Source organism: Stenotrophomonas sp. STEN035 (assembly GCF_056759935.1).
In genome coordinates this window covers 156340-174126 of record NZ_JBRRDY010000004.1, presented here as the reverse complement: position 1 = coordinate 174126, position 17787 = coordinate 156340, and the positions used below count along the sequence as shown (strand labels likewise).

The window sequence follows — 17787 nt, the reverse complement described above, 5'->3', positions numbered from 1 at the left end:
TCATCGGCCTTGCCCACTACAACGGGCAACGGCCCGGCCTTCAGTCGAAGTTGTAATCCAGCTGCAGGGCCAACTGCCGCCCTACCGCGCTGTAGACCTCGTCGTAGTAGTACGGAAACTCGATATTGCTGCTGTCACGTGGCGGCGCTGTATTGAACAGATTGTTGATGAACAAGGTCGCCGTCGCGCGCTTGCCGATTTGTTTGCCGACATTGGCATTCCACAGCAGCAGTGGCCTGATCCGGCCTTGGCCATCAACGCGCGGCAAGCGGCCGTAGCGGATGCCGAACAGGTTGGCTGACCAGCCCCCCTGCCCCTGCCAACCCAGACTGGTACGCAGGTTGCTGCGGAACGCCAGGTTTTCACCCGACTCCCACTGCGTCTGGCGCCATTCCTCGTGCAAGGTACCCGGTGAGCGCACCCGACGCTGGGCCCAGAAAGTGTGCGTCCAGGCCGTGTGCAGGACGAAGTCGCCGATGCCGCTGCTGAAACGCCAATCCACTACCGCGTCGATGCCGCGGATGCGCTGCTCGGACTGGTTGGCCGCCGTCGACTCGACCATGACAATGCGGCCATCGCCCTGCCCGCCGCTACGCACTACCCGCGAACGTGCCTTGCGACACTCCCAGGAGCGTGGATCCACCGTGCTCGGGCGCCCATCCGGGCGCAGGCCGGTGGTGCACTCGGCTTCATCACGCAATAGCAGCGCCGGCGAGATGCGGCCAATGCCGCCTTCATTGCTGACATCCCAATAGTCCGCGCTGATCGACAAGGCATCGCTGACATCCCATACAACGCCGGCCGTGATCGAGGTGCCGGTCTCCGCACCCAGCTCGGGGTTGCGATAGGTCCGGGTCAGAAACTCCGATTCATAACCAGCGCAGCCGGGATTGGCACCGGCAACGATGCAGCGCCTCGCATCAATGGCGCTGCCAAAACTGCCGCCGCCATCGGTGAACACCCAATGCATGTCCGGCATCTTGAAGCTGGTCGCGTGGCTGGCACGCAATAGCAGATTGTGCGCAGGTCGCCATTCCAGCCCAGCACTCCAGGTGCGCGCTGTAGCGACGGCGACCGCGTCGTCGTACCTGTCCACGCGACCGGCCAGACTGCCCTTGATCGCCGTCGTCAGCGGAACGCTCAGCTCTGCACCCAGTGCGTAGCGATCGCGCGTCCCTTCGCCCACGCTGCCGGTGAGGTTGTAGGTAGCCATCTGCAAGGGCAGCACCGATGGCGTGTTGCGCAGCCGGTAGCGCTGTCGACTTGCCTCCGCCACCAGCGCCATTGCCAGGCTGCCGGCAGGTAGATCGGCGATTCCACCGGAGACAACATAAGACGCCTCATCCACCCGGGTAAGCGCGTCGTAATGCACATTGCTCGACATGGCCGTGTATTCGTCAGGCGTGATCGGCCGATACCAATGCTGCAGGTTCAATGGTTGGATGATGACGCCATCATCAGTCACCCCCATTGCGGGGCCAAAGAAAAAGTCATTGATCTTGTCGCCCAACAAGCGCCGCCGATCACGCTGCACCCGATAGTCCGAACGCCCAACCGTCAGGCTCCAGTCCAGGCGCTGCCCGTAGCGCCCTTGCAGCCCCAGCGCCAGATCCCACATCCGCTCACTGTAGTGATCGTTCATTGCGTCTGGCCCGCCCACTTCCTGCGGGGTAAGCACGCGTCGTGGCGCGAGATAACCGAAGCGCGGATCGTAGACCTGGTTGACCTTGCCGGTACTGGCCAGATGCGGCCCGGTGATGGTCTCGAAGCCGCTGGCCAGCTCGCTGCGCGCATTCCACAGCTGCAAACCCGCCCATGCCTGCGTGTGCGATGACAAAGCCCACTCTGCATGCAGCTGCCCGGACAACTCCCGCACGCCATCCATCAGCGAGGTGTAGCCAGCGTTGCGCCAGGTTCCGCAGCCGTACCCCTGCAGTGCCGATGGCGCGTTTGCAGGCGCAAGAAAGTTCCAGTCGACGAACTCGCCCTGCCAGCGCGAGCAGACATCGCGCGGCAGCGGCAGCAGCACTTGAGCGGTGCCGCCCTCGCGCATGAAACCCAGCCCAAGTTCGGGATTCATCGGCGCGCCAGCTGGACGTTTCAGGTCGCGTTGCGCGCCGCGCAGCAACTCGGCAGCCGAGTATTGCACGGCATAACTCAGCCCCCAGTTCTCGCCGCCATGCCCGGCGGACCACTGCAGATCAAAGCGATCACCACCGCCTTGGCTGCTGGCGCCGGTGCGCACCCTGGCCTGCGAACCGCTGCGCGGTTGTTTGAGCACGATATTGACCACCCCGGCGATCGCATCGGCACCGTAGATGGCCGAGGCGCCACCGGTCATCAGCTCGACCCGCTCCACGCTGGCCAGGGGAATGCCACCCAGGCTCTGGAAATTGCTACGTCCGTTCGAGGGAAACGGGTAGTCCGGCAACCGCCGGCCATCGACCAGGATCAACGCCCTGCCCGGGCCCAGGCCGCGCAGGTTCAAGGGCTGCGCGTTCGCCGAAAAGCGCCCGCCGCCGCCCAGCGACTCGGCGCCGTAATTGCTCATGCCATTCAAGGCCAGCACATCGGTCAAGGTGAAATGGCCATCGCGTTGCATCTGCTCGGCAGTGATGATGGCTACCGGTGCCGGGCCTTCAAACGCGCTGCGGCGTATCCGCGAGCCGGTGACCTGCAGCGAGGCCAAGGAACTGGCCACCGCCGGCATCGTCACCGGCTGCGTTGGCTTGGGCGCTGCAGCTGCCGGAGCTGTCGCGGCCTGGACAATGGTGATGACCCCGCTACTGGTCAGCGTATAGCCCAGGCCGCTGCCAGCCAGCACTTGCTGCAGGGCCTGGGCGACGCTGTAGCGTCCGTTCAACGCAGGTGCGGTCTTGCCGGCCAGCATCTGCGGCGCCATCAGTATCTGCAGCCCCGAGCTGGTTGCCAGTTGCGCCAACGCCTGCTGCAAGGACTGCCGTGGCTGCTGGTAATCGCGAGTGACGGAACTGCCCTGTGCCCAAGCAGGCACGATCACCAGGACAAGGCATAGCAACAGCCAGCGCAACATGCCTCGCCGACCGTCCCGCACCCGCTGATTTCGGCGACCTGCGCTGGCAATCATCCCCTCTCCCAGTGACAACCGGACTGGCACCGAACCGGCAACCCCTGTACAGACGCAGCAAGCACCAAACCCCTCATCTGGCAGAATCACTGGCACTGGCCCAAGCTGCGCGTGTCGCCTCAGACTGTCAACGCCCGCCAATGACCGCCGTCCTGCCGCCCGTTCAGCCTCCGCCCGACACCCTCCGGGACGCGGGCGCCATGGCGCAACAGTACCGCCCACGCCTGATGCGTTACTTCAGGAACCACCTGGGTACGGTTGAAGACGCGGAAGATCTCACCCAGGAAACCCTGGTGCGGATGATGCGCGATCCGCAGGTGGACAAGGTCAACAACGTCGAAGCCTATTTGATGACGATTGCGGGCAACCTGCTGCGCGACCGCTACCGTCGCGACCGTACCCGCCATGTTGGACAACATGTACCCATCGATGAGAACACCGAGGGCTGGCCCACCGAAACGGTATGTGGTGAGCGCGTCTATCAGGACCGTGAACGCCTGCAGACGTTCTTGAAGGTACTGGATGATCTACCACCACGTTGCCAGCAGGTATTCCTGCTGCATCGCTATGAAGGCCTGACCTATGGCGCCATCGCCAGCCAGCTGGGCATCAGCGTCAGTGCTGTCGAAAAACAAATGATGCGCGCCCTGCTCCACTTCGGCACGCGTTTGGAGCAACCATGAAAGAAACCAAGCTTGAAATCGTTGCAGACGCTGATCCGATCCGCACCCACGCGGCGACGTGGTTTGCACGGCTGCACGCCGATGAACTGAACGAGCACGAACAGGCAGAGCACCAGATCTGGCTGGATGCCGATCCAGCGCATCGGCTTGCCTACGAAGAGGTCGAGCGCATGTGGATGATGCTGAGCGATTTTTCGGCCGCGCCCGAGATCAGCCAGCGTCTGGCGGCGATTCCCGCAGCCGCCTCGGAGCAGGCCAGACCGCAGCCGCAGCGCCGGCCCCGCCGTCTGCAATGGCTGGCAGCCTGCGCAGCGGCGCTGACCGCGGCTGTCATCGGCTGGCAGGTATTTGCTCCGGCACCAATCAGCGAACAACGCTATGCCAGCGCGATCGGCGAGCAGCGCAGCATCACACTCGACGATGGCACACAGGTTGATCTCGATACCGGCACCACGCTTCGCGTGCGTTACAGCGAGCAGCAACGCCGCATCGCACTGGATCAAGGCCGCGCCTTTTTCAAGGTGGCACACGACAGCGCGCGTCCGCTGACCGTGGATACAGCGCAAGGCAGCGTGCGCGCGGTTGGTACCCAGTTCGAGGTGTATCGCCTGAACAACGGCCTTGATGTGACCTTGTTCGAAGGCAAGGTACAGCTGCGCGCCGCAGCAGCCGACGACAGCGCCGCAGCCGCAGCCACGCTCATTCCCGGGCAGCGCGCGCACATGACCGCAGGCAAGGCCCCGCAAATACAGAACTTCCACGCTGGCAGCGCACCGGGATGGATCGACGGCCAGTTGGTGTTTGTGGATATGCCATTGCGGGCGGCGATAGAAGAGTTCAACCGTTATGGCGGCAGCCCCTTGCGGGTCAAGGATGCGGCGCTGGGCGAACTGCGTGTCTCCGGCGTGTTCCGCAGCAATGACAGCACCGGTTTCGTTGAAGCCTTGAACGCCTTGCACAAGATCTCGGCACACACCAACCCCGCAGGCGAGACCGAGCTCAGCCGCTGATCAGTACGCGTCGCAGACTTCCTGCGGCGCGCATTGGCAGCTCAGAGCGGCTGACGCAACGCCTGTCTGATCCGCTCGCGCTCCAGCAGCTGCGCATCCAACAAATTCCTGAGCCGGCGATTCTCCACCTGCAACAGGCGCAGTCGCCTTGCGTTCGGCGCGCGCAGACCACCGCAGATGCGCTGCAAAAGCACATGCGACGCCTCACCGAAACCATGCTTCCTGCAGAGCTTCTGCAGGGGCTCCCCGCCATCAACTTCGCGCAGGAAACCGATCACCTGCCTCTCATCAAAACGCTTTCTCATGCTTGCTTCGCCTTGCCGGCAACTGCATCAACGCCAGTTTTGCCGTCCGTACCAACGCCCAGACAATCCGCACCGTGGTCGCAGCAACAAGGCTCAGCTACCAGGTCCGATATTCAGGAGGCTGCGCGCGTATGAGCACGCAAACCAGTCCCTTTCCTGTCTAGACGCAGCAGCCAAACATACCCACAGCGATGCAGCGCAAACTCTGATGCATGCAGGGAGGTTGTCGGCACGCTGCTGGATTACCAGCTTCGCGGCTCACGCCGCTCCCACAAATGCAGGCACACAACTGTAGTGCCGATCCATGCTCGGCAAGACGCACTCCAGGCGATGCCTGAAATCGCCGTCGCCCAGCATCAATCAGCCAGCAAGCCGCCGCAGAATGAACTCATTGTCGCGCACGCTGCCGACCGGGAACTCATAGGCCCCGACGTGCTCAAAGCCATGCCGTGCGTAGAAACGTTGCGCACCGAAATTCTCCGACCACACGCCAATCCACAATGTACGCCCCGGGGTCTGCAACCACTGCAGTGCCGCAGCGAACAACTGCCCGCCTTGACCGCCACCTTGATGCTGGCGCAGCACATACAAGCGCTTCAACTCACCATCAGCCACTGCGGCATCCACATGCGGCAAGCCACAGGGGCCAGCAAAAGCGAAACCGATGGCCTCACCTTCCACTTCCAGCAACCACGCCGCGTAGTCGCCGGACTGCAGCTGTTGCCGCTGCAGTTCGAGGGGATAGGCCGTGGCCAGGTAATCAGCCAGGTCCTGCGGCGGGTACAGATGGCCGAACGTCTCCACGAAGGTACGTTCGGCCAGCGCGCACAGCACGCCAGCATCATCGGGCGTAGCGCGACGGATGCTGGCGTCAGCTGCCAAGGCTCAGGCCTTGTCGGCGCGCGGACGCACCTGCACGTGCACTTCGGCCAGCTGCGCGTCGGCGATCGGCGACGGTGCGTCGGTCATCAGGCACTGTGCGCCGGTGGTCTTCGGGAACGGGATCACGTCGCGGATGGACTCGGTACCGGCCATCAGCGCGGCAATGCGGTCGATGCCGAAGGCGATGCCACCATGCGGCGGTGCGCCGAAGTTCAGTGCGTCCAGCAGGAAGCCGAACTTGGCGCGCGCCTCTTCGGCACCGATGCCGAGCAGCTCGAACACCGCGCTCTGCATTTCCGGGCGGTGGATACGGATCGAGCCACCGCCGATTTCGTTGCCGTTGAGCACCATGTCGTATCCGCGCGATACCGCGGTCTTGGCATGCGCACGCAGATCCGCCACATCGTCCACCGCCGGTGCGGTGAAGGGGTGATGCAGGGCGACGTAACGCTGCTCTTCCTCGTCCCACTCGAACATCGGGAAGTCGGTGACCCACAGCGGTGCCCAGGTATTGGCAACCAGGTTGAAGTCCTTGCCGGCCTTCAGGCGCAGCGCGCCCATGAAGTCGGAGACCTTGTTGTAGCCGCCGGCGCCAAAGAACACGATGTCGCCATTGCCGGCACCAATGTGCTTGAGCAGTGCAGCGAAGGCCTCTTCGGCAAAGAACTTCTGGATCGGCGAGCTGACCTCGCCGTTCTCGGCGATCTTGATGTAGGCCAGACCCTTGGCACCGTACTTGGCGGCGTGGGCGGCGTATTCGTCGATCTGCTTGCGGCTGAGGCTGGCGCCACCGGGGATGCGCAGCGCGGCCACGCGGCCGTCGACGTCATTGGCGGCAGCGGTGAACACCGGGAACTCGCTGCTCTTGACCAGTTCGGCCACGTCCACCAGCTCCAGCGCGATGCGCAGATCCGGCTTGTCCGAACCGTAGCGACGCATCGCCTCGGCCCAGGTCATGCGCGGGAAGCTGGCATCCAGGTCGACGTCGACCACTTCCTTGAAGATCGAGCGGATCATGTCCTCGACGAAATCCTGCACGTCGCGCTCGCGGACGAAGGCGAACTCCATGTCCAGCTGGGTGAATTCCAGCTGGCGGTCGGCACGCAGGGCCTCATCGCGGAAGCAGCGGGCAATCTGGTAGTAGCGATCGAAGCCAGCCACCATCAGGATCTGCTTGAACAGCTGCGGGCTCTGCGGCAGGGCGTAGAACTCGCCCGGGTGCATGCGCGCCGGCACCAGGAAGTCGCGCGCGCCTTCCGGGGTGGCCTTGGTCAGGATCGGGGTTTCGATGTCCTGGAAGTTGCGCGCGTCCAGATGGCGACGCAGCGCCTGCACCAGCTTGATGCGGGTACGCTGCATGCGCTGCATTTCCGGGCGACGCAGGTCCAGGTAGCGGTACTTCAGGCGGGTTTCCTCGCCCGGGTTCTCATGCGCATGGAACGGCAGCGGCGCGGCCTTGTTGAGGATGCTGATGCGGGTGGCGATCACTTCCACCTTGCCGCTGCGGATCTTGTCGTTGACCGCATGACGCGCGCGCACCACGCCTTCGACCTGCAGCACGTCCTCGTAGCCGAGGCTGGCGGCCACGGCGAACACTTCGGCGTTGTCGGGCTCGACGGTGACCTGGACGATGCCTTCGTGGTCGCGCAGATCGATGAAGCAGACACCGCCGAGGTTACGGGCAACGTCGGTCCAGCCGGCGAGGGTCACGGTTTGGCCGATCAGGGTCTCGTCGACCAGGCCGCAGAAATGGGTACGCATGGAAAGCTCCGCAGGGGGCCCGGCACGAAACGGTGCCGGGTAGCCCCGTATTTTGGCGCTCAGCGGGGGTTGGAGCAAATCCGCCCCATCAGTCACGCCGCCTTAAGCGGGATTACGCCTATAGTTCGGCGTCCAAACCTGAACAGGGAAGCCACCATGAACCGTCACCTCCTGCTTGCAGGCCTGGCTTCCCTGTTGGGGCTGGCCATGAGCCCCACCCCCGCAGCGGCCCAATCCGGCTACCCGGGCGGCAACCAGAACGGTCCGATCCGGTGCGAAAGCGTGGATCAGCGCCAGCGTGTCTGTGCCACCGGCTGGCGTAGCGCCGTGCTGACCCGGCAGCTGTCCAAGGCCCAATGTACCGAGGGTCGCAGTTGGGGCAGCAGCAACGGCAATGTCTGGGTCAGCAACGGCTGCCGCGCAGAATTCAGCGAGGGTCGCGGCGGCTGGGGTGGCGGCCAGGGCGGCTGGAACGGCAACGGCAACCGCACCATCCGCTGCGACAGCAACAACAACCGCCAGCAGGTCTGCAACACCGGTTGGCGCAGCGCGGTGCTGGTCCGCCAGGTCTCCGATACCCGCTGCACCGAAGGCCGCAACTGGGGCAGCAATAACGGCAGCGTCTGGGTCAGCGGCGGTTGCCGCGCCGAGTTTGCCGAAGGTCGCGGCGGCGGCGGTTGGGGCGGCGGCCAAGGTAATGGCAACGGTAACCAGACCATCCGCTGCGACAGCAACAGCAACCGTCATGTGGTCTGCAATACCGGCTGGCGTAGTGCGGTACTGGTCCGCCAGGTTTCCGATACGCGCTGCGTGGAGGGCCGCAACTGGGGCAGCAGCAATGGCGCGGTCTGGGTCAACGGCGGCTGCCGTGGCGAGTTCGCCGAGGGCCGCGGCGGTGGTTGGGGCAATGGCGGCGGTTGGGGCGGCAACAACTACTTCGTGGATTGCCACAGCAACAGCAACCGCTTGAATACCTGCCCATGGGATCGTCGCCAGGGCCGCCCGGTCATCGTCCAGCAGGCCTCGGATACGCGTTGCGTGGAAGGCCGCAACTGGGGCTTCAACGGCGACAGCATCTGGGTCAACGGCGGCTGCCGCGCCCGTTTCGGCGGGCGCTGAGTCCTCAAGCCATGTGGAGCAGAGGGCGCCGGCAAACGGCGCCCTTTGTATTTCAGGCCTCGCTGCCCCACGGTGCTGGCGGCAGCGCCACCGGCACACTCAGGTCGAATTCCACCTGGAACAGACGCCCATCCGGACGCGCCAGCTCGTAGACAAAACGCTTGCCCGGCACCAGTTCCATCGCCCAGGTGTTGCGCAGCGAGGCGGTCATTCCATTCGCGGTGAACATCGCCACCGATTCGGCATCGACCGGAAACTCCTGCCGCCCTGCACTGCCGGCCTGCGCGGTATCGCCGCCGTACATGGTCACTGCATCCGGGCTGCCGTCGGCATGGCGGTGATCGTGCTTCAGGCGCAGGCCGCTGTCGGTGCGGCTGATCACCCAGGTCCGCGAATGGTCATCACCCACATGGAACGGCACCCGCAGTTCCTGCTGCGGGCTGTCGCAACCACGCACATGCATCACCAAGGTCTTGCCATCGAACGGGTCCGGCGCGCTGGATTTTGGATGATTGGCGATGATGCGGCCGGCAAAGGCCTGACCGCAGTAGTGCGCCAGATCAGCGAGAAACTGGTCGGCCGGCGCCACTGCAGCTTTTGCTGCCAGGACGGTGCTGGCAGCAATCGCCGAAACGGGAAGGACAGCAGTGCCGGCCAAAGCCAGCACGCAGATCAGATTCGAGAAGGATGAGGTTTTCATCCCCCGATCCTCGCCCACACACGAGCTCAAGGCAACGCGGCACTGCTTTGAGTGTCACTACGCGCCGCCTGCAAGGCGCTGCGCCATTGCGCGGTTACCAGCGATTCCCTGCCATACAAGAGCTCGGAAGCGGCTACCGCAGCCTGCCAATGCTGCACGGCTTCATTGCGCTTGCCGTGCTGCTCAGCCAGACGCGCGCGCAGTACCTGTTGGCGTACCGCCGCATAAGGACTGCCCGACAGCAACGGCTGCACGGAATCCAGGGCCTGTGCCGCCGCATCCAGCCGCTGCTTGGCGATCAACCATTCGGCCCAACCCTGCTGCACACGGATGCCATTGGCGCTGCTGGCGGGTATACGCGGCAGCCATAGCGCATGCGCCCGCTGTACCAGGGCATCGCCGGCAGCGTTGCCTTGGGCGACCAGCAACAAACCAAGCTGCAGCTCCAGATCCAGGGTGTCCGGATGATCCCCGCCAATCGCCGCCGCGCGTATCGCCAAGGCCTGCCGATAGTCGGCTTCAGCGGCGGCAGCCTTGCCCTGCGCCTGCGCAAGCTGCGCAGCGGTTTCGGTGATGACTGAATAGTTGTAACTGTCCCTCCCCAGCACCTCCGCCGAAAGCTGCAGCGCGGTTTCGACATAAGGCCGTGCGCGTGCGTACTCGCCCTTGCGTATCAGCGCCAGCGCCAATCGGTTGTTCTCGCTGACCACATAGACGCTGCGTTGCCCGAAGATCTTCGGCGCACGCGCCAGGTTGGCCTCGAACGCGGCGATGGCCGCATCCAGATCACCGCGATCCATCACCATCAAGGTGCGTTCGGTGTTGCTGGCCCAGTAGTCGTAGGACATTTCTCCCAAGGTACGCAGGAACATCGGCGTGGACTCGTCAAACGCTGCCGCAGATGCGATCAGGTCGCCTTTGCGCCGGTACATCATGCCCAGGTTGTCCAATGCCACGCCGATGTACTGCTCGCGTTTCCCGGCCCGGTGACGTTGCAGCGCCTGCTTGAAAGCGGCTTCGGCATCGTCATAGCGTTGCTCTGACAACAACGACAGCCCCAATGAGTTGTAGGACTGGGCGACGCGAAAGCTGTCCGCCGGCTGCTTGCCCAGGAGTGCCAACGCCCGCCGCGCCATTTTCGCGCCTTCCACGCCGTTGCGGTTGTTGGAGTAGCTACCCGCCAACAGGTTGAACAGGCGCGCGGCTTCGTCCAGATTTTTTCCGCCGCCAGCGGCAGCCAGTGCTTCGGCGGCCTGCAACATCAGCGGATCAGACCGCCGCAGATCACCCGCATTGCGGTAGGCCAGGCCAATCACGCCCTTCAAGCGCGCCTGTACTTCCGGCGATGCATCCAGCTCCTTGTCGATGCGCGACGCTGCCCGGTCCAGCACCTCGCGGGCACTGATGTCCTCACCGCCGCGCACGCCCTTCTCGCGTGGATCGGCTGCCTGGAACATTTCCACCAGGAAGCCGCTGACCTGCTCGGCGATCTTGGCCTCGCGCTCGGCGGCTGCGCGTTCGGCCGCCAAACGCCACACAAACCAGGCTGCAAGCAACAGCGCCAGCAACAGCAGTGCTGCCCCCTTCCAGTTGCGTCGCAACCAGCGTCCACTGCGATAGAACCGGCCGCCGTTGCGTGCCTGCACCGGCCGATGCTGCAGATAACGCTGTACGTCGGCGGCCATCGCCTCCACCGACGGATAGCGCCGGTCCGGTGGCAAAGCACCCGCCCGCACCACGATGGCATCCAGATCGCCGCGAAGAGACCGTACCCAGCGACAATCGGCCTGGGCCAGCCCACTGGGCGCAGCCACCGCGACAGCGCTGTCGCTTGCGCCGCGCCGCCCGCCCTTGCCTGCCAGCAGCTCGCTCAGCACCGCAGCCAAGCTGAAAACATCGCTGCTCACACCTACCGCCATTCCTGACTGCAGCTCCGGCGCCGCGTACGCAGGCGTGAAGAACTGCCCACCCGGTTCGTCGGCCTCGTCGCCAAGCAAGCGCGACACACCGAAGTCGAGCAGCACCGGCTCGCCATCCTCACGCACCAGGATATTGGAAGGCTTCAGGTCGCAATGCAGCACCAGCCGTGCATGCGCGGCCTGCACCGCGCTGCACACTTTCAGGAACAACAGCAGACGCTGGCGCAGATCCAGCTGCTGGCGCATGCAGTAAACGTCCAGCGGTTCACCACGCACGTACTCCATCACCAGGTACGGGTGCCCGCCAGGAGTAGTACCGCCGTCGTAGAGGCGCGCGATATTCGGATGCTGCAGGCTGGCCAGAATCCGCCGCTCGGCAGCCAACCGCTCAGCGACGCGTGCACGGGGCTTGCCCTGCAGGACTTTGACGGCCACCTCCTGCGCATACAGGCCGTCTGCACGTTCGGCGCGGAACACCATGCCCATGCCGCCACTGGCCAGCCGCTCGTACAGCCGCCAAGACCCGATGACATCGCCTTCGCTCAGCTCGGAAGGAATCGCAGCGACGATCAACTGCTGCATCGGCTCGAGCGCACGACCGAGCTCACTGGTCTGCGCTTCAAGCAACTCCAGTGTTTCAGCAATGACGGCTGGATCAGCGCTCAAGCGCGCAAGCTCACTCCGCCACTGCGACGGATGCAGTTCACACACTGCGTCAAACAGCTCGCGCACCTGTTGCCAGCTATCCCGATCCACCAACACCCCCTGTGCCACCCGCCCGCTACATTGCGAGGCCGTGTCCGCCATGGGGATGATAAGCGCGGCTCAACGCTCCGGTACGTAAGAGTTGGGTGCTGATGACGAATCCGAAATCGCTTCACCTTCATCAACCACAGTTTCTCTTACGACATCGGGATCGGCGGCTTCAGTACTCTCGTTGCTGAGCGGGTCCACATCCATCGGCCGTCGGAACACCAGCGACGGCAGCAGCGTGGTCAATGCGGCATACAACAGCAAGGCGCCGAACAGCACCGGCGAGATCGCAAAGCGCTCGCGCATGATCGCCGCCAGCACCAGGGTGAAGATCAGCGTCGGCGAAAGCGCCAAGGCAACCCGCAGGCTGGTGCGGAAGCTCTCGCCGAACAGCAGCCGGCGCTGCAGCCAGATCACCGCGATACGCAACGGCAGCACCACCAGGGTGATCAACAGACCCAGGCCCAAAGCTTCAAAACTCAAGGCTTCAGCTGGCACCTTGGTGCCCGAGTTGAAGAAGTAGAACGGCACGAAGAATGAAGAAAACAAACGCAAGGCATGCAGGTTTTCGTGCGAAGCCAATGACGGCATGCGCTGCTGCAGCAGCCGCGCCACCAGTCCGGCGATAAACGCACCAACCAGGTAGTACACACCCAGCCCGTAGGTGATGTAGGCGGCCAGCATGCCAACCATCACCAGCAAGGAGAACTCCGAGCCCGGCGCATGCGGCGCCACCCACCGGCCCAGCCCGATGAACAGCAACGGCAGGCCCACCATCATCGCCACCAAGGCCAGGCTCGACAGCGCCATATGCATGGGATCGCCGGCCTGCAGCACCACGAACAAAGCGGCAAGCGCCAACAACTCGCCGGCAATGGCCTTGCTGCTGACCCAGAAACGCTCTGCATCATCCAGACCGAGCTGGGACAGCGAATCCATGATGAAGCCAGTGGAGGGGGTCAGCAGCGCCAGCGCAAGCAGAGCCGCCGCCTGCCAGGGCAAGCCGGCGTAATGCCATGCCAACCAAGCCACGCCGGTGAGCGTGGCACTACGGATCAACAGATGGGTCAGCAACGGCCACATGCCCTTGCGCAGGTCGGCCAGATCCACTTCCAGGCCGGCAAACAGGAACAGTGAGGAAATGCCCAAGGTGGCAAGCAGGTTGACCACCGGATCATGCGAACCGTCACCCAGCCACAGCATCGCGCCGATGCCGAATACCAGACAGGTCAGCGGCGCGGGAATATTGAAACGCTGCAATGCGCGCGGAATGACCAACAGCGCGAAAATCAACAATAGATAGATTACTTCCCTGCTCATGGCGCCGATTTCCTCTGCAGCGGATGCCCCGGGGTCACGCAGGCCGATGGTTGCCGCGCCGACGGAAAAACTGTCAACGCAGGCGGGCGCCGGCCAGCTCCCCTACCTGGCGCAGGATGCCATTCCTGCCGTCATCATCCAGTGCAGAACCCTGCAGGTAGCTGGTCAGCAGCCATGGCGTACCACCGGCCAGCGGCCACAGCGCGGCAATGTCGTTGGTGGTATCGCGGCCATTGCTGCCGGTCTTGTCGCCAACCCGCCAGCCCGTTGGCAGCCCGGCACGCAGGCGCGCGTCACCAGTCTGGTTGTCGATCAGCCAATCGGCCAACTGCTGACGCGATGCCTCGCTGAGCACATCGCCAAGCAGCAAGCGTTGCAGATTGCCGGCCATCGCCGCCGGGCTGGTGGTGTCGCGTGGGTCGCCGGGCGCAAAGCGGTTGAGCTCGGGCTCGTTGCGTGCGCTCAGGGTGACGCGATCGCCGTACTCACGCAGGAAGGCGGTAAGCCCGGCCGGACCGCCGATCAGCGGCAGCAGCAGATTGGCTGCCGCGTTGTCGCTGACGATCATCGTGGCCCGGCACAGATCGCGCACGGCCATGCTCTTGCCAACGTGGCGCTCGGTGAACGGCGAATGGTCAATGATGTCGCTCGCCCGCACCGGCACGCGCTGGTCCAGCGACAACTGGCCGGCATCCGCACGGCGCAGGACCGCTGCGGCCAAGGGAAACTTGACCGTGCTGCACATGGGGAAGCGTTCGTCGATGCGGTGTCCATAGCGGGCGCCACTGGCCGGGTTCCAGAGGCAGACCCCCAGCCGGCCGCCACTGGCTTTCTCAAGCGCGGCGAAGTCGGCGTCACTGACTGCCACCGGCACCGGGATTGCAGCGCCACCAGCGCGCGCAAACGCGGCCGGTATCAAGGCGCTGGCCAAGGCGGCACCGCCAAGCGTGAGGAACTGACGACGAGCAAGCATTGCGACTCTCCTTGGGCGTGATCGGGCTGATCTTGCCCGCCGATGCCGCCTGCGACCATCGCGAATAATCATCGCCAGCCATTAGTTAAATTTGTAGCTCAGGCGGAAATTCGGTCACTGGACGCGGAATAATGTGGACGACCATCAAGTTTCGTCATGACTGCGCCATGATTCGACCCCAGCTACCCCTCAACGCCCTGCGTGCCTTCGAGGCCGCTGCCCGCCATCTGAACTTCACCCGAGCTGCCCTGGAGCTGTGCGTCAGCCAGGCGGCATTGAGTCACCAGATCCGTGGACTGGAGGACCGCCTGCAGGTCAGCCTGTTCCACCGGCTACCGCGCGGCGTGGCCCTGACCGACGAAGGCGCAGCGCTATACCCGGTGCTGACCGAGAGTTTCGACCGCATGGCGATCGCACTGGACCGCTTCACCGGCGGGCGCTTCCGTGAAGTACTGACCGTAGGCGTGGTCGGCACATTCGCCACCGGCTGGCTGCTGCCGCGCCTGCCTGAGTTCGAGGTTGCGCATCCGGATATCGAGCTGCGCGTGCAGACCCATAACAACCGCATCGATCTGGCTGGCGAAGGCCTGGACCTGGCAATCCGATTTGGCGATGGCGACTGGCAGGGACAGGACTGCACACCGATCGTGGATACCCCGTTCGCGCCACTGTGCGCGCCGGCAGTGGCTCGGAAACTGCGACAGCCGCGTGATCTTGGCAACGTGCCGCTGCTGCGTTCATATCGCAATGACGAATGGCCGCGTTGGTTGCAGCAGGCTGGCGTCAGCGGCGTGGAAGCACGCGGCACGGTATTTGATTCGTCTTTGACCTTGGCCAGTGCTGCAGCCGCCGGTGCTGGCGTAGCGCTGCTACCGCTGCGCATGTTCGAGCAGGACCTGGCCGAGGGCCGGCTGTTGCAGCCCTTCGCGCAGACCTTGTCGTTGGGCAGGTATTGGTTGACGAGGCTGCGTTCACGACAGGAGCGCGAGCCGCTGCGACGCTTCCGGCTATGGTTGCAGGCGCAGGGGCAATTGGATCTGTAGTGCCGAGCCATGCTCGGCAAGGACGTCACCTGTAGTGCCGAGCCATGCTCGGCAAGTGCATCAACGGTAAAGCCCCAGCCGAGCATGGCTCGGCTCTACAGTGGCATCGCTTCGCGGCTTGGGCCGCGCCTGCGACGCTCAATCCTCCAGCATCTCCATCCACGCTGCCTCGGCCTGCTCCAGCTGCTGCGCCAGCACTTCCCGCTCGCTACCCAGCCTGGCCATCTTCGCTGCGTCGGCGTAGTTGCCGGAATCGGCCAACTGCGCATCCACCTCAGCCAGCGATGCACCGAGCTGCTCGACCTTCTTCTCGGCCGCTTCCAGCTTGTGCGGGTTGACCGGCTTCTTGTTCGACGCCGGCTTGGCCGCAGCCACCTGCGCAACCGGTACTGCAGCTGCAGGCTTTTCCTGGCGGTCGCTCTTGGTGCGTGCACCCTGCGCGCTGGCACGGGTACGCAGCCACTGCGCGTATTCGTCCAGGTCGCCGGCAAACGGTTCGACCACACCGTCGGCCACACGCCAGAACGTATCGCAGACCAGACCGATCAGATGGCGGTCATGCGAGACCATCACGATCGCGCCTTCAAACAACGACAGCGCTTCAGCCAAGGCCTCGCGCATTTCCAGATCAAGGTGGTTGGTCGGTTCGTCGAGCAGCAGCACGTTCGGCTGCTGCCAGGCGATCAGGGCCAGTGCCAGACGCGCACGCTCGCCACCGGAGAAACCATCCACGGTCTCGAACGCGCGATCACCGGGGAAGTTCCACTTGCCGAGGAAATCACGGAACGACTGGTTGACGCCGTCCGGTGCGATCTCACGGAAGTGATCCATCGGCGTCATGCCGGCGTGCAGCGACTCGACCGTGTGCTGGGCGAAGTAACCAATCTGCAGGTCCGGATGGGCCATGCGGTCACCGGCCAGCAGTTCCAGATCACCGACCAGCGATTTCACCAACGTGGTCTTACCGGCGCCGTTCGGGCCGAGCAGGCCAACACGCTGGCCGGCTTCCAGGCCGAAGCCGACGTTGTCCAGGATCACCGCGTCCGGGCCGTAGCCAGCGGTGACGTCGTTGAGGCGGATCAGCGAGAACGGCAGCTTGGCCGGCGGCGAGAACTCGATGCGGAACTCGCGCTCGGCGCGCACCGCTTCGGTACCGGCCATCTTGGCCAGGCGCTTCATCCGGCTCTGCGCCTGGGTGGCCTTGCTGGCCTGCGCCTTGAAGCGGTCGATGAAGCTCTGCAGATGCGCGCGTTCGGCCTGCTCCTTCTCATGCGTGATCTGCTGCTGGCGCAGATGCTCGGCACGCTGACGTTCGAAGTCGGTGTAACCGCCCGGGTAGAGCTTGGCGGTGCCGCTGTGCAGGTGCAGGGTATGCGTGGCAACGTTGTCGAGGAACTCGCGGTCATGCGAGATCAGCAGCAGCGTGCCCGGGTACTTCAGCAGCCACTGTTCCAGCCAGTACACGGCGTCCAGATCCAAGTGGTTGGTCGGCTCATCGAGCAGCAGCAGGTCGCTCGGCATCATCAGCGCGCGGGCGAGGTTCAAACGCGCACGCCAGCCGCCGGAGAACGCCGCAACCGGGCGCTCATGCGTATCGGCCGGGAAGCCCAAACCGTGCAGCAGCTTGCCTGCACGCGCTTCGGCGTCATAGGCATTGAGCTCGGCCATCTTCTGATGGGCGTTGGCGACGGCTTCCCAGTCCTCGCGCGCGGCAGCAGCAGCTTCTTCCTGCAACACCGCGGCGACCACATCGTCACCGCCGAGCACGTAGTCGATGGCGCGGTCGGCCAGCGCCGGGGTTTCCTGGGCAACGTCGGCAATGCGGATCTTGCCGGGCAGCGAGACGTCGCCCTTGTCGGCTTCCAGTTCACCACGCACGGCAGCAAACAGGCTGGATTTACCCGCGCCATTACGGCCCACCACGCCTACGCGATAGCCGGCATGCAGGGTGAGGTCTACGTTGGACAACAGCAGGCGCTCGCCCCGGCGAAGGGCGAAATTACGAAGGGAAATCATGAATAGGTCCGTTATAACGAAAAGGAATGTGCATGTGAGCAGCATTCCTGCGACGCAATTCTAACGTTAACCAATACTTGACTCACCTCCTGATATCGCACGCGCCTGAACAGCGTTGCCTGACAGGAAGCAAGTACCTGTATTGCCAAATCGCCTTGTTGAACTGAAAAAAGCTTTCGAAAGCAATAATTTAGCCT

13 protein-coding genes are annotated in these 17787 nt (G+C 64.1%); 4 read left to right on the top strand and 9 right to left on the bottom strand.

Annotated elements, in window-relative coordinates:
• Positions 1-40: 40 nt before the first annotated feature.
• On the bottom strand, positions 41-3052 hold the full coding sequence (locus ACVOLL_RS03730; RefSeq protein ID WP_481511644.1) for a TonB-dependent receptor domain-containing protein: 3012 nt from the start codon (positions 3050-3052) through the stop codon (positions 41-43).
• Between the two features lie 254 nt (positions 3053-3306).
• Between ACVOLL_RS03730 and ACVOLL_RS03725 the strand changes: the two genes are divergently transcribed.
• Positions 3307-3789 carry an RNA polymerase sigma factor gene (locus tag ACVOLL_RS03725; RefSeq protein WP_481511643.1) on the top strand — a complete coding sequence of 161 codons (483 nt, stop codon included), beginning with the start codon at positions 3307-3309 and terminating at the stop codon, positions 3787-3789.
• A complete protein-coding gene (locus ACVOLL_RS03720) occupies positions 3786-4799 on the top strand; it encodes a FecR family protein (protein ID WP_481511642.1) in 1014 nt (337 codons plus the stop codon). The genes ACVOLL_RS03725 and ACVOLL_RS03720 overlap by 4 nt, the downstream gene beginning before the upstream one ends.
• A gap of 41 nt (positions 4800-4840) precedes the next feature.
• On the opposite strand, the gene ACVOLL_RS03715 is transcribed toward ACVOLL_RS03720, so the two are convergent.
• From ACVOLL_RS03715 to aspS, 3 genes are all read right to left on the bottom strand, one after another.
• Positions 4841-5104 (bottom strand): transposase, encoded by a 264-nt coding sequence (locus ACVOLL_RS03715; protein ID WP_481511641.1) that lies wholly within the window; start codon positions 5102-5104, stop codon positions 4841-4843.
• Positions 5105-5464: 360 nt separating this feature from the next.
• The gene (locus ACVOLL_RS03710) at positions 5465-5986 is read right to left on the bottom strand and encodes a GNAT family N-acetyltransferase (RefSeq protein ID WP_481511640.1); all 522 of its coding nucleotides are present in this window, start codon (positions 5984-5986) and stop codon (positions 5465-5467) included.
• A 3-nt stretch (positions 5987-5989) separates the two neighbouring features.
• The gene (aspS, locus tag ACVOLL_RS03705) at positions 5990-7747 is read right to left on the bottom strand and encodes an aspartate--tRNA ligase (RefSeq protein WP_481511639.1); all 1758 of its coding nucleotides are present in this window, start codon (positions 7745-7747) and stop codon (positions 5990-5992) included.
• On the opposite strand from aspS, the gene ACVOLL_RS03700 reads away from it, so the two are divergent.
• Entirely contained in the window at positions 7736-8866 is a 1131-nt protein-coding gene (locus ACVOLL_RS03700; protein WP_481511638.1) for a DUF3011 domain-containing protein, read from the top strand. The two genes, aspS and ACVOLL_RS03700, sit on opposite strands and share 12 nt — an antisense overlap.
• 52 nt (positions 8867-8918) lie before the next feature.
• Here the strand turns inward: ACVOLL_RS03700 and ACVOLL_RS03695 are convergent, their stop codons facing one another.
• The 4 genes from ACVOLL_RS03695 to blaCESS all read right to left on the bottom strand — a co-directional run bounded on the left by ACVOLL_RS03695 (position 8919) and on the right by blaCESS (position 14531).
• On the bottom strand, positions 8919-9566 hold the full coding sequence (locus ACVOLL_RS03695) for a hypothetical protein (RefSeq protein ID WP_481511637.1): 648 nt from the start codon (positions 9564-9566) through the stop codon (positions 8919-8921).
• 26 nt (positions 9567-9592) lie between these two features.
• A complete protein-coding gene (locus tag ACVOLL_RS03690) occupies positions 9593-12241 on the bottom strand; it encodes a serine/threonine-protein kinase (RefSeq protein ID WP_481511636.1) in 2649 nt (882 codons plus the stop codon).
• Between the two features lie 69 nt (positions 12242-12310).
• Positions 12311-13558, bottom strand: coding sequence for a cation:proton antiporter (locus ACVOLL_RS03685; RefSeq protein ID WP_481511635.1), 1248 nt, complete (start codon positions 13556-13558; stop codon positions 12311-12313).
• Between the two features lie 73 nt (positions 13559-13631).
• Positions 13632-14531: a CESS family extended-spectrum class A beta-lactamase gene (gene blaCESS, locus ACVOLL_RS03680; RefSeq protein ID WP_481511634.1), complete on the bottom strand. Its 900-nt coding sequence runs from the start codon at positions 14529-14531 to the stop codon at positions 13632-13634.
• Positions 14532-14698: 167 nt separating this feature from the next.
• Between blaCESS and ACVOLL_RS03675 the strand changes: the two genes are divergently transcribed.
• Positions 14699-15574, top strand: a complete 876-nt coding sequence (locus ACVOLL_RS03675; protein ID WP_481511633.1) for a LysR family transcriptional regulator — start codon at positions 14699-14701, stop codon at positions 15572-15574.
• Positions 15575-15712: 138 nt separating this feature from the next.
• Here ACVOLL_RS03675 and ACVOLL_RS03670 read toward each other — a convergent pair whose 3' ends face one another.
• Positions 15713-17590 carry an ABC-F family ATP-binding cassette domain-containing protein gene (locus tag ACVOLL_RS03670; protein ID WP_481511632.1) on the bottom strand — a complete coding sequence of 626 codons (1878 nt, stop codon included), beginning with the start codon at positions 17588-17590 and terminating at the stop codon, positions 15713-15715.
• Positions 17591-17787 lie beyond the last annotated feature (197 nt).